Here is a 12559-nt window from a genome sequence, read left to right as displayed (position 1 = left end):
TCCCCTATGCGCACCAATCATCAGACTCGTCGTGCCCTGGACAAGATAGATCGCAATATCCTGCGGATTCTCCAGGCCGATGGACGCATTTCCTTCACCGAGCTGGGGGAGCGGGTCGGACTGTCCACCACCCCCTGCACCGAGCGAGTGCGTCGCCTGGAGCGCGAGGGAATCATCATGGGCTACAACGCCCGGCTCAACCCGCAGCACCTCAAGGGCAGCCTGCTGGTGTTTGTCGAGATCAGCCTGGACTACAAGTCCGGCGATACCTTCGAGGAATTTCGCCGAGCGGTGCTGAAGCTGCCCCACGTGCTGGAGTGCCATCTGGTGTCCGGCGACTTCGACTATCTGGTCAAGGCGCGGATCTCGGAGATGGCGTCCTATCGCAAGCTGCTGGGGGACATCCTGCTCAAGCTGCCCCATGTGCGGGAATCCAAGAGCTACATCGTCATGGAAGAGGTGAAGGAGAGCCTGAGCCTGCCGATTCCGGATTGAGATGAGGGGCACAGGTCCAGGGCGCTTTCGCCGGCAAGCCGGCGCCTACCAGCTGTGGCGGGCTAGACCAGCACCTGGCGATTGCTGGCCATGTAATCGTGAATCTGTTTTTCGACCCGGGGATGGATCATCTCCACCGGGCGCCGACCATTGGGGCACGGCAGGCTCGGCGTGGTGCCGAACAGACGGCAGATCAGCGGACGCTCGTCATACACCGTGCAGCCGTTGGGTCCCAGGTGCACACAGTTGAGTTCGTCCATGGCGGCCTCCTGCTCGGCAGCGGTCTTGCGTGGCAGGCGGGACATTTCCTCCGGCGAGGTGGTCACCGGGCCGCAGCAGTCGTGGCAACCAGGAACGCACTCGAAAGACGGAATCTGCTGACGCAGGCTGCGGACGATTTGACGGTTACAGCTCATGAAAAAGGCTACCGGGACGGGAACAGCCGTGGATTCTGCCTCAAATGCCCCGCAGCAGACAGGGCCGGGCGTCCCGCGGTTGCCGCGACGGAAAGCCCCGGCTTATGCTCCGTGCATTTTTCCAGACGCCACAATCAGGACGCTTTCCATGCCCGCCAGCCCTCAGCACGCCGCCTCCTATTACGCCGCCAGCAGCCTGCCGCAGCCCGACTATCCGGCCCTGGCGGGCGAGCTGACGGCCGATGTCTGCGTGGTCGGTGGCGGGTTCTCCGGGCTCAATACCGCGCTGGAACTGGCCGAGCGCGGGTTCAACGTGGTCCTGCTGGAAGCCCGCAAGATCGGCTGGGGCGCCAGTGGGCGCAACGGCGGACAACTGATTCGCGGGGTCGGCCACGGCCTGGAGCAGTTCACCAAGGTGATCGGCAGCGACGGTGTGCGGCAGATGAAACTCATGGGCCTGGAAGCCGTGGACATCGTCCGTCAGCGCATCGAGCGCCTGCAGATCCCCTGTGACCTGACCTGGGGCTACTGCGACCTGGCCAACAAGCCGGCGGACCTTGAAGGCTTCGCCGCAGACGCCGAGGAGCTGCGCAGCCTGGGCTATCGCCATGAAACCCGCCTGTTGCAGGCCGATGAGATGCACAGCGTGGTGGGTTCCAAGCGCTACGTTGGCGGCCTGATCGACATGGGCTCCGGCCATCTGCACCCGCTCAACCTGGCCCTGGGCGAAGCCCGGGCGGCGCAGCAGATGGGCGTGCGCCTGTTCGAGCACTCGGCCGTCACCCGCATCGACTACGGTCCCGAGGTCAAGGTGCACAGCGCCCGGGGCAGGGTTCGCGCCAAGACCCTGGTCCTGGGCTGCAATGCCTACCTCAACGACCTCAATCCGCAACTGGGGGGCAAAGTGCTCCCGGCCGGCAGCTACATCATTGCCACCGAGCCCTTGAGCCCGGCCCAGGCCCGGGAACTGCTGCCTCAGAACATGGCCGTCTGCGACCAGCGCGTGGCCCTGGACTACTACCGACTCTCGGCCGACCGGCGCCTGCTGTTCGGCGGTGCCTGCCACTACTCGGGACGCGACCCCAAGGACATCGCCGCCTACATGCGGCCAAAGATGCTGGCGGTGTTCCCGCAACTGGCCGCAGTGAAGATCGACTATCAATGGGGCGGCATGATCGGCATCGGTGCCAACCGCCTGCCGCAGATCGGCCGCCTCAAGGACCAGCCCAATGTGTATTACGCCCAGGCCTATTCCGGCCACGGCCTGAATGCCACCCACCTGGCGGGCAAACTGCTGGGCGAGGCCATCAGCGGTCAGCACGGCGGTGGCTTCGACCTGTTCGCCAAGGTGCCACACATCACCTTCCCCGGCGGCAAGCACCTGCGCTCGCCGCTGCTGGCCCTGGGCATGCTCTGGCATCGCCTGAAGGAGCTGGTCTGACGGCCAGCGCCAGCCAAGCGCCGCCGGTCACAGACGCCAGAATGGCTTGAGGCCCTCGGCCCGCGCTTGCTCAGGGTTCAATCCGACATCGCGCAGCTGCTCGGCGGTCAGCTCCAGCAATGCCTTGCGGGTGCGCAGCCGATGCCAGTACAGCCCCCAGGTGCTCAAGCCCGATGGCGCGCTGCGCGGCAGAGTCGCCGCCGATCCTTCATGCTCCGCCTCCAGCTCCTGACCGCGTAACGACAGCCGCACATCGCTCAAGCCGTTCATCTGCATCGCTCCTGTTTGCTCAAATTGCCATGAGCAGACATGATGCGTGGCGCCACAAAACCATTACAGACTCAAAACAGCGCTATTAACTCCATACAGTTTTGCCAGAAATAGCGCTGAATCCTGTATTTTTGCCCCATCTGTACTGGTTCTTAGCCACCGTCACTTCGAGCCCACGCCATGACCCTCTATGTGAACCTCGCCGAACTCCTGGGCACCCGCATCGAACAGGGCTTCTACCGCCCGGGAGATCGACTGCCCTCGGTACGCGCCCTGAGCGTCGAGCACGGGGTCAGCCTGAGCACCGTGCAGCAGGCCTATCGCTTGCTGGAAGACAACGGCTTGGCGATGCCCAAGCCCAAGTCCGGGTATTTCGTGCCGCCCAGTCGCGAGCTGCCCGCCTTGCCGGCAGTCGGGCGTCCGGCGCAAAGGCCAGTGGAAATCTCGCAATGGGACCAGGTCCTGGAGCTGATCCGCGCCGTGCCGCGCAAGGACGTGGTGCAACTGGGCCGCGGCATGCCGGACATCACCACGCCGACCATGAAGCCCCTGCTGCGGGCCCTGGCCCGGCTCAGTCGGCGCCAGGACATGCCCGGCCTGCACTACGACAACATCTACGGCGTGCTGGAGTTGCGCGAGCAGGTGGCGCGGCTGATGCTGGATTCCGGCTGTCAGCTGGGGCCCAACGACCTGGTGATCACCACCGGCTGCCACGAAGCCCTGTCTTCCAGCATTCGCGCCATATGCGAACCGGGGGATATCGTCGCCGTTGACTCGCCGAGCTTTCACGGCGCCATGCAGACCCTCAAGGGCCTGGGCATGAAGGCCCTGGAAATCCCCACCGACCCGATTACCGGGATCAGCCTGGAAGCCCTGGAGCTGGCCCTGGAACAGTGGCCGATCAAGGCCATACAGTTGACCCCCAACTGCAACAACCCGCTGGGCTACATCATGCCGGAGTCGCGCAAGCGGGCCCTCTTGACCCTGGCCCAACGCTTCGACGTGGCGATCATCGAGGACGATGTGTATGGCGAGCTGGCCTACACCTACCCGCGCCCGCGCACCATCAAGTCCTTCGACGACGACGGCCGGGTGCTGTTGTGCAGCTCCTTCTCCAAGACCCTGGCCCCCGGCCTGCGCATCGGCTGGGTCGCGCCCGGGCGCTATCTGGAGCGGGTGCTGCACATGAAGTACATCAGCACCGGCTCCACGGCGCCGCAGCCGCAGGTGGCCATCGCCGACTTTCTGAAAAACGGCCATTTCGAGCCCCACTTGCGCAAGATGCGCACTCAATACCAGCGCAATCGCGACCTGATGCTCGACTGGGTCAGCCGCTACTTTCCGGCGGGCACCCGGGCCAGCCGGCCCCAGGGCAGTTTCATGCTGTGGATCGAACTCCCCGAGGGTTTCGACGCTCTGAAGCTCAACCGCATGCTGCTGGATCAGGGGGTGCAGATCGCCGTGGGCAGCATCTTTTCCGCGTCGGGCAAGTACCGCAATTGCCTGCGGATGAACTACGCTGCCAAGCCAACCGCGCAGATCGAAGACGCGGTACGCAAAGTCGGCGCCACAGCCATCGAGCTGCTCAGCGAAACCCAGGACTGAAGCCCGGCCCCGACGCCAGCCACACCCTGCCAACCCGTGCCGTGATGCGAGATGACCTGACTTGAGCCGTATACAGGCGTTTTTCCTGCCGCTGATCCTGAGCCTCGGGCTGGGCGGCTGCAGCACCCTTGACGTGCCCTACGAGCCGAGCCAGGCACTGGCCGCCAACGACTCCAGCTTCGCCCAGTCCATCCGCGCCCAGGCCGCCCCCTACCAGGGTCGCTCGGGCTTTCGCTTGCTGCCCAACAGCACCGAAGCCTTCATGGCCCGCGCCGAGCTGATCCGCAACGCCCAGAGCAGCCTCGACCTGCAGTACTACATCGTCCACGACGGCATCAGCACCCGGATGCTGGTGCATGAACTGCTCAAGGCCGCCGACCGGGGCGTGCGGGTGCGCATCCTGCTGGACGACACCACCAGCGACGGCCTGGACCAGATCATCGCCACCCTGGCCGCCCACCCGCAGATCCAGATCCGCCTGTTCAACCCGCTGCACCTGGGCCGCAGCACCGGGCTGACCCGGGCCATGGGGCGCCTGTTCAACCTGTCGCAACAACACCGGCGCATGCACAACAAGCTGTGGCTGGCGGACAACAGCGTGGCCATCGTCGGCGGACGCAACCTGGGGGACGAGTACTTCGATGCCGAGCCGAACCTGAACTTCACCGATATCGACATGTTCAGCGTCGGCCCCGTGGCAGAGCAGCTGGGGCACAGTTTCGACCAGTACTGGAACAGCGCCCTGAGCCGGCCCATCGGCGAGTTCCTCCGCCACGCCCCCTCGACCAAGGCCCTGGACAACACGCGCCAGCGCCTGGAGGAATCGCTGCAGGACAACCGTCGACAAAACCAGGCGCTGTACCGGCAACTGAAGACCTACCAGACCCAGCCGCGCATGGAGATCTGGCGCAAGGAGCTGATCTGGGCCTGGAACCAGGCCCTGTGGGACGCACCGACCAAGGTCCTGGCCAAGGGCGATCCCGACCCGCACCTGCTGCTGACCACCCAGCTGGCGCCGGAGCTGCAAGGGGTCAACAAGGAACTGATCATGATTTCGGCCTACTTCGTGCCCGGCCAGCCAGGCCTGGTGTACCTCACCGGGCGCGCCGACGCCGGAGTGCACGTGAGCCTCCTGACCAACTCCCTGGAAGCCACCGATGTGCCGGTGGTGCACGGTGGCTACGCGCCTTACCGCAAGGCCCTGCTGGAGCACGGGGTGAGACTGTTCGAATTGCGCCGCCAGCCCGGCGACCACCGCGGCAGCGGCCCGCACCTTTTGCGCGGCACCTGGCGCGGTTCGGATTCGAGCCTGCACAGCAAGGCGATGATTTTCGACCGGCAGAAATCCTTTATCGGCTCGTTCAACTTCGACCCGCGCTCGGTGCTGTGGAACACCGAAGTCGGGGTCCTGGTGGACAGCCCGGAACTGGCCGAACACCTGCGCGCGCTGGCCGAGCAAGGGATGGCACCGGCCCTGAGCTATCAAGTCAAGCTAGAGGACGGCCGACTGGTCTGGGTCACCGAAGACCAGGGCCGACTGCACAGCCTGAGCCACGAGCCTGGCAACTGGTGGCGGCGCATCAACGCCTGGCTGAGCACCCGCGTCGGCCTGGAGCGCATGCTCTGAACGCTACTGGGGCTGCGCCTGGGCCGTGCCGAAGGCGCCCTGGCGCAGCAGCAGGAGCAACAGGCCCAAGGCGCCCGCCGCCACCAGCAGCAACATGGCGTGACCACTGACCCACTGACTTCCCGCCCCGGCCACCAGGGGACCGATCAGGCAGCCGATGCCCCAGAGTTGCGCCACATGGGCATTGGCCCGCACCAGCGCATCATCGCGATAACGCTCCCCGATCAGAATCAGCGACAAGGTGAACAAGCCGCCGGCGCTGGCGCCGAACAGCACCCACAACGGCCAGATCAGCACGCTGTCCAGCAACAGCGGAATGGCCAGGCTGGAGCCCAGCAGGATCGCCGCGCAACCGGTGAACAAACCGCGCCGGGAAATGCGATCGGCCAAGGCTCCAATTGGCAACTGCAACAACGCATCCCCCACCACCACGGTGCTGACCATGGCGAGAGCCACGTCCTCGGTGAAGCCCTGGCTCAGGCAATAAACCGGAAGCAGGGTCAGGATCAGCGCCTCGAAAGTCGCGAACAAGGCCACCGCCCAACCAATGGCCGGCAGCGCCTGACAGAAACGCCAGAGATCGATCAGGGTGACATTGCACGACTCGGTGCTCGGCGCGCCATTGCGTCCCAACAGCAGCAGAGGCGCCGCCACTAACAGCCCCACAGAAACCCAGAAACCGTAGTCCTGCTGGGTGCCCAGAACCCCCAGCAGCAGCGGACCGGCCAGCTGGCTCAGGGCATAGCCGCTGCCATACAGCGCTACCAGCCGCCCCCGCCACTGCTCCACCACCAGCTGGTTGATCCAGCTCTCCCCCAGAATAAAGATGATGGTCAGCACCACACCGAGGAGCAGGCGCAGCGCCAGCCACACCGGATAACTGGGCAACAGCGCCAGTAAACCGATGGAAATCGCCCCCGCCCACAGACACAGACGCATCAGGTTGGCGGTGCCGAAACGGGCCGCCAGGCGACTGGAAATCTTCGCGCCGAGTAACACGCCAATCGCCGGCATCGCCGCCACCACGCCAATCGCAAAGGGCCCGTAACCCCAGCTTTCCAGGCGAAAGGACACCAGGGGCATGGTCATGCCCAGGGCCAGCCCGACACTCAAGACAGCGGATAAAACGGCGAAATAGGTCGCCCAAGGCATTCCCACGCTCCTGTGGATGATTGTTCTGCAAGGCACAGACAACACAGCCGGACTCCCCTGGCGGAAAGTCCGGCTGCGCTGTGGATCGAGGGCTGTCGGCGAAAGCGCCCCTGGGGGCGCCTGGCCTCAAATCCGAAGGCTCAGAGCTTGATCCAGGTCGCTTTCAGCTCGGTGTACTTGTCGAACGCGTGCAGCGACTTGTCACGACCGTTGCCCGACTGCTTGAAGCCGCCGAAAGGCGCGGTCATGTCGCCACCGTCGTACTGGTTGACCCAGACGCTACCGGCCCGCAGGGCCTTGGCGGTCTGGTGGGCCTTGGAGATGTTCGCGGTCCACACGGCGGCCGCCAGCCCGTAAGGGGTGTCGTTGGCAATCTGGATCGCCTCTTCCACGCTGTCGAAGGCGATCACCGACAGCACCGGGCCAAAGATCTCTTCCTGGGCGATCTTCATGGCGTTGCTGACGCCATCGAAAATCGTCGGCTCCACGTAGGTGCCGCCGGTTTCCTGAAGGGTGCGCTTGCCACCGGCCACCAGCTTGGCGCCATCGGCATGACCGGCCTCGATGTAGGACAGCACGGTGTTCATCTGCTGGGTGTCCACCAGGGCGCCGACGTTGGTGGCCGGATCCAGCGGGTTGCCCGGCTTCCAGCCCTTGAGGGCCTCGATCACCAGTGGCAGGAATTTGTCCTTGATCGAGCGTTCCACCAGCAGGCGGGAACCGGCGGTGCAGACCTCACCCTGGTTGAAGGCAATGGCGCTGGCGGCGGATTCGGCGGCGGCCTGCAGGTCCGGGGCATCGGCGAACACGATGTTCGGGCTCTTGCCGCCGGCTTCCAGCCAGACACGCTTCATGTTGGATTCACCGGAGTACACCAAGAGTTGCTTGGCGATCTTGGTGGAACCGGTGAACACCAGGGTGTCCACGTCCATGTGCAGGGCCAGGGCCTTGCCCACGGTGTGGCCGTAGCCCGGCAGCACGTTGAACACGCCGGCCGGAATCCCGGCCTCGACGGCCAGGGCGGCGATGCGGATGGCGGTCAGCGGGGATTTTTCCGAAGGCTTGAGGATCACCGAGTTGCCGGTGGACAGCGCCGGGCCCAGTTTCCAGCAGGCCATCATCAGCGGGAAGTTCCACGGCACGATGGCCGCGACCACGCCCACGGGCTCGCGGGTGACAAGACCCAGCTGGTCATGGGGGGTGGCGGCGACTTCGTCGTAGATCTTGTCGATGGCCTCGCCGCTCCAGCTCAGGGCTTGCGCCGCGCCGGGAACGTCGATCTGCAGGGAGTCGCTGATGGGCTTGCCCATGTCCAGGGTTTCCAGGAGCGCCAGCTCCTCGGCGTGCTGCTTGAGCAGGCCGGCAAAACGGATCATCACGGACTTGCGCTTGGCCGGCGCCAGGCGCGACCAGACGCCGGAATTGAAGGTGGCGCGGGCATTGTCCACGGCGCGCTGGGCATCGACGGCGTCACAGCTGGCAATGCTCGCCAGTACACGGCCGTCAACCGGGCTGATGCACTCGAAAGTGTCGTTGGAAACGGCTGCGGTGTATTCACCGTTGATGTAGGCGCGGCCTTCGATTTTCAGGTCGCGGGCACGTTGTTCCCAGTCGGCACGAGTCAGGGTGGTCATACGAGTGTCCTCCTCTTATTTGAATACAAGCGCCACGCGAACTACGCCGGCACTCATGAAGAATTCTGCCCGGCCAGCCTGTTTTCGGCCAAAGGCACCCGCCACCCTAAACCAGCGACACCTGTACTTTCAATATATTTGACAAAGCCCGGGCAAACGCCATTGCTATGTGCATTTTAATAAACATAGACTTTGGCCTTCATAGCCACTCGCGCCGCAATCACGGGGGATTACAAGAATGAGCATCCACAACGTCGTCGACTTCAGCCAGGCCAACACCGAGGGCGAACGCTACCGCCCCGCTCCAGAGAAAGTCCTCAAGGGCGATCCCGAGCAAGCGGTGTTCAACCATTACGCCAGCCCCTGTGGGCAACTCAATGCCGGGATCTGGGAAGGCGCCGTGGGCCAATGGACGGTGAACTTCACCGAGCACGAATACTGCGAGATTCTTCAGGGTGTGTCGGTGCTGCGGGACCACGATGGCAACACCAAGACCCTGCGTGTCGGCGATCGCTTCGTGATCCCGGCCGGCTTCAAGGGCACCTGGGAAGTGCTGGAGCCCTGCCGCAAGGTCTACGTGGCCTTCGAACAGAAAGCCTGAATCCCAGGCACAAAAAAACCCGCTTGAAGGCGGGTTTTTTTGTCAGAAGAAAAATCAATTACTTGATTTTGCCTTCCTTGTAGATCACGTGCTTGCGAACAACCGGATCATATTTCTTGATCTCGATTTTGTCCGGAGTAGTACGCTTGTTCTTGTCGGTAGTGTAGAAGTGACCAGTACCGGCGCTCGAGATCAAACGAATCAATTCACGCATGATTAGCTCCCTTAAACCTTGCCGCCATCGCGACGGATTTCGGCCAGCACGACATCAATGCCGCGCTTGTCGATGATACGCATGCCTTTGGCAGATACGCGCAGACGCACAAAGCGTTTCTCGGACTCAACCCAGAAGCGGTGATGCTGCAGGTTCGGCAGGAAACGACGACGGGTTTTGTTGTTTGCGTGGGAAATGTTATTCCCAGTCACCGGACCCTTACCGGTAACTTGACAGACTCTAGACATGCCTCAGCCCTCTAAAACCACATGCCCAACCCGGCATGGGTTGGCCGCTTAATCTCTCAGTCATTTGGCGCCAGGCGCCGCGTTTCTTTAGGGTCTTACCGGCTACACCTACAAGCGAAGGAACCGGGCCCCTAGAAAAGAGCGCTGCTTTATACCAGAAAGACCCCATAGCAACAACAGCCGCTGTGCGCAGGATGATGAAAAGTCCTGATTTTCTCGCGCCGGACGCCTGCGGCAAAGGCTACCGCAGAAATCTACCGCTCGTCGCAGAATATATTGGCGACCTTCGCCAACAGAGAATTCGCCACGCCCAAGGCGCCGAATCGGCCAGGAATTGCCTGCGGGGCGCAGGCGCCACTCCAGGTTTTGGCCCCGGATACAAAAGGGGATAGTCATTTGATAAAGAGGTCACTAGGGTAGGGCATTTCCAGACTGCACTCGCAGATGGGCCTTCGATCTGCACAAGGAACCCGACCATGCGTCTCGCCGCCCTCCCGCTCCTGCTCGCCCCTCTTCTGAGCCCATTGGCCCAGGCCGCCGCATTGAGCGTCTGCACCGAAGCCAGCCCGGAAGGCTTCGACGTGGTGCAATACAACTCGCTGACCACCACCAACGCGTCCGCCGACGTGCTGATGAATCGCCTGGTGGAGTTCGATGCCGCCAGCGGCAAGGTGGTCCCCAGCCTGGCCGACAGCTGGGAGGTGTCCGCCGATGGCCTGAGCTATGTCTTCAAGCTGCACCCCAAGGTCAAGTTCCACCGCACCGACTACTTCAGCCCCAGCCGCGAGTTGAGCGCCGAAGACGTCAAGTTCAGCTTCGAGCGCATGCTCGATCCGGCCCACCCGTGGCACAAGGTCACCCAGAGCGGCTTCCCGCACGCCCAGTCCCTGCAACTGCCCAGCCTGATCAAGAGAATCGACGCCCTGGATCCGCTGACCGTGCGCTTCACCCTGGATCACGCCGACTCGACCTTCCTTGCCACCCTGAGCATGGGCTTTGCCTCGATCTACTCTGCGGAATACGCCGACCAACTGCTCAAGGCCGGCACCCCGGAGAAGCTCAACAGCCAGCCGATCGGCAGCGGCCCCTTTATTTTCGGACGCTTCCAGAAAGACGCGTCGATCCGCTACAAGGCCAACCGCGACTACTTTGCCGGCAAACCGGCAGTGGACTCGCTGATCTTCGCCATCACCCCGGACGCCAACGTGCGCCTGCAGAAGCTGCGACGCAACGAGTGCCAGATCGCCCTGTCACCCAAGCCCCTGGACGTCCAGGCTGCCAGTGAAGACCCCACGCTGAAGGTCGAGAAAACCGCGGCCTTCATGACTGCCTTCGTCGCGATCAACAGCCAGCATCCGCCCCTGGACAAGCCCGAAGTGCGCCAGGCAATCAACCTGGCCTTCGACAAGCCCCATTACCTCAAGGCCGTGTTCGAAGACACCGCCGAGGCCGCCAACGGCCCGTATCCGCCCAATACCTGGAGCTACGCCAAGGAACTGCCTGGCTATGCCCACGACCCGGAAAAAGCGCGCCAGCTCCTGGCCAAGGCCGGCCTGAAAAACGGTTTCGAGACCACCATCTGGACCCGCCCCTCCGGCAGCCTGCTCAATCCCAACCCCAGCCTGGGCGCCCAACTGCTGCAAGCGGACCTGGCCCAGGTGGGGATCCAGGCCGAGATCCGGGTGATCGAATGGGGCGAGCTGATCCGTCGGGCCAAAGCCGGCGAGCATGACCTGCTGTTCATGGGTTGGTCCGGCGACAACGGCGACCCGGATAACTTCCTCACACCCCAGTTCACCTGCGCCGCCGTCAAATCCGGCACCAACTTCGCCCGCTATTGCGACCAGAACCTGGACAAGCTGATCACCGCCGGCAAGACCACCAGCGAACAGGGTGTGCGCAGCAAGCTGTACCAGCAGGCCCAGACCCAGATCCAGCAGCAGGCGCTGTGGCTGCCCCTGGCCCACCCGACCGCTTTCGCCCTGACCCGCCAGCAGGTCGAGGGCTATCAAGTGAGCCCCTTCGGCCGTCAGGACTACTCGAAGGTCAGCGTGAAATGAACCGCAGGCGCGCCTCAAGGCCAGCAACGGCGTTGAGGCGTGCCACGCTCAGATCCAGCCGTACTCGGCCATGGACAACGGATCACCCTCGCCAACGATGAAGTGGTCCAGCACCCGGACATCGATCAACTCCAGCGCCTCCTGCAAGCGCCGGGTGACGATCCGGTCAGCCGGGCTGGGCTCACAGATGCCCGACGGATGGTTATGACAGAGAATCACCGCCGCCGCGTTATGCGCCAGGGTGCGCTTGAGCACCTGTCGCGGGTAAACCGTGGTGCTGTCGATCGACCCCTGAAACAACACCTCAAAGGCCAGGACCCGATGCTTGGTGTCGAGAAACAGACAGCCAAACACCTCGTGCGGCTGGTGCCGCAGCATCGACTTCAGGTAATCGCGCACCACCAGCGGGCTCTCCAGCGCGGACTGCCGGTGGAGCCTTTCCGCCAGATGCCGGCGCGCCATCTCCAGCACGGCCTGCAGCAAGGCGTACTTGGCCGGGCCTAGCCCCAGTTGCCGAGTGAAGGTCATTTGATCCGCCTCCAGCAGCCGCCGCAGGCTGCCGAAACGCTGCAACAAGTGCCGCGCCAGGTCCACAGCGCTTTTTCCGGCCACCCCGGTACGCAGGAAAATAGCCAGCAGCTCGGCGTCGGAAAGACTGACGGCGCCCTGCTCCAGAAGCCGCTCCCGCGGGCGCTCTGCCGCGGGCCAATCACGAATACTCATCACACCTCCCTGTGCATGGCGCCGCTGTTCCACAGCGGGCGCTGTGCTATCTTAGCCACCCTCTTTTTGCGTG

Annotated in this window: 13 protein-coding genes; 6 read left to right on the top strand and 7 right to left on the bottom strand. The window is 63.7% G+C overall.

The window, feature by feature from the left end:
• The first annotated feature begins 6 nt into the window (after positions 1 to 6).
• A complete protein-coding gene (locus GWQ44_RS06680) occupies positions 7 to 495 on the top strand; it encodes an Lrp/AsnC ligand binding domain-containing protein (RefSeq protein ID WP_011064210.1) in 489 nt (162 codons plus the stop codon).
• A 62-nt stretch (positions 496 to 557) separates the two neighbouring features.
• Here the strand turns inward: GWQ44_RS06680 and GWQ44_RS06675 are convergent, their stop codons facing one another.
• Positions 558 to 911 carry a YkgJ family cysteine cluster protein gene (locus GWQ44_RS06675; protein WP_016968065.1) on the bottom strand — a complete coding sequence of 118 codons (354 nt, stop codon included), beginning with the start codon at positions 909 to 911 and terminating at the stop codon, positions 558 to 560.
• A gap of 148 nt (positions 912 to 1059) precedes the next feature.
• Between GWQ44_RS06675 and GWQ44_RS06670 the strand changes: the two genes are divergently transcribed.
• Entirely contained in the window at positions 1060 to 2352 is a 1293-nt protein-coding gene (locus GWQ44_RS06670; protein WP_275926919.1) for an FAD-binding oxidoreductase, read from the top strand.
• Between the two features lie 27 nt (positions 2353 to 2379).
• Here the strand turns inward: GWQ44_RS06670 and GWQ44_RS06665 are convergent, their stop codons facing one another.
• Positions 2380 to 2622, bottom strand: a complete 243-nt coding sequence (locus GWQ44_RS06665; RefSeq protein WP_199012099.1) for a DUF1127 domain-containing protein — start codon at positions 2620 to 2622, stop codon at positions 2380 to 2382.
• 180 nt (positions 2623 to 2802) lie between these two features.
• Here GWQ44_RS06665 and GWQ44_RS06660 point away from each other — a divergent pair, with 180 nt between their 5' ends.
• Entirely contained in the window at positions 2803 to 4227 is a 1425-nt protein-coding gene (locus GWQ44_RS06660; protein ID WP_047306612.1) for a PLP-dependent aminotransferase family protein, read from the top strand.
• Between the two features lie 61 nt (positions 4228 to 4288).
• Positions 4289 to 5854: a phospholipase D family protein gene (locus GWQ44_RS06655; protein WP_016968062.1), complete on the top strand. Its 1566-nt coding sequence runs from the start codon at positions 4289 to 4291 to the stop codon at positions 5852 to 5854.
• A 3-nt stretch (positions 5855 to 5857) separates the two neighbouring features.
• On the opposite strand, the gene GWQ44_RS06650 is transcribed toward GWQ44_RS06655, so the two are convergent.
• Both GWQ44_RS06650 and GWQ44_RS06645 read right to left on the bottom strand, forming a co-directional pair.
• Positions 5858 to 7006, bottom strand: a complete 1149-nt coding sequence (locus GWQ44_RS06650; RefSeq protein ID WP_275926918.1) for an MFS transporter — start codon at positions 7004 to 7006, stop codon at positions 5858 to 5860.
• Between the two features lie 140 nt (positions 7007 to 7146).
• The gene (locus GWQ44_RS06645; protein ID WP_047306615.1) at positions 7147 to 8640 is read right to left on the bottom strand and encodes an aldehyde dehydrogenase; all 1494 of its coding nucleotides are present in this window, start codon (positions 8638 to 8640) and stop codon (positions 7147 to 7149) included.
• Positions 8641 to 8878: 238 nt separating this feature from the next.
• On the opposite strand from GWQ44_RS06645, the gene GWQ44_RS06640 reads away from it, so the two are divergent.
• Complete coding sequence (locus tag GWQ44_RS06640; RefSeq protein ID WP_016963403.1) at positions 8879 to 9241, top strand: cupin domain-containing protein; 363 nt, start codon at positions 8879 to 8881, stop codon at positions 9239 to 9241.
• A 58-nt stretch (positions 9242 to 9299) separates the two neighbouring features.
• On the opposite strand, the gene rpmG is transcribed toward GWQ44_RS06640, so the two are convergent.
• Positions 9300 to 9455 (bottom strand): 50S ribosomal protein L33, encoded by a 156-nt coding sequence (gene rpmG, locus GWQ44_RS06635; protein WP_003177274.1) that lies wholly within the window; start codon positions 9453 to 9455, stop codon positions 9300 to 9302.
• Positions 9456 to 9466: 11 nt separating this feature from the next.
• A complete protein-coding gene (gene rpmB / locus GWQ44_RS06630) occupies positions 9467 to 9703 on the bottom strand; it encodes a 50S ribosomal protein L28 (protein WP_011064219.1) in 237 nt (78 codons plus the stop codon).
• Positions 9704 to 10179: 476 nt separating this feature from the next.
• Here rpmB and GWQ44_RS06625 point away from each other — a divergent pair, with 476 nt between their 5' ends.
• Positions 10180 to 11763 (top strand): ABC transporter substrate-binding protein, encoded by a 1584-nt coding sequence (locus GWQ44_RS06625; protein WP_253128601.1) that lies wholly within the window; start codon positions 10180 to 10182, stop codon positions 11761 to 11763.
• A gap of 48 nt (positions 11764 to 11811) precedes the next feature.
• Here GWQ44_RS06625 and radC read toward each other — a convergent pair whose 3' ends face one another.
• Positions 11812 to 12486 carry a DNA repair protein RadC gene (radC, locus tag GWQ44_RS06620; RefSeq protein WP_253128602.1) on the bottom strand — a complete coding sequence of 225 codons (675 nt, stop codon included), beginning with the start codon at positions 12484 to 12486 and terminating at the stop codon, positions 11812 to 11814.
• Positions 12487 to 12559 lie beyond the last annotated feature (73 nt).

Origin of the sequence: Pseudomonas sp. 3MA1 (assembly GCF_029237275.1) — a bacterium.
In the GTDB taxonomy this organism is placed as follows: Bacteria; Pseudomonadota; Gammaproteobacteria; order Pseudomonadales; family Pseudomonadaceae; genus Aquipseudomonas; species Aquipseudomonas fluorescens_AP.
The sequence above is the reverse complement of the archived record's forward strand: the minus strand, read 5'-3'. Positions and strand labels throughout refer to the sequence as shown.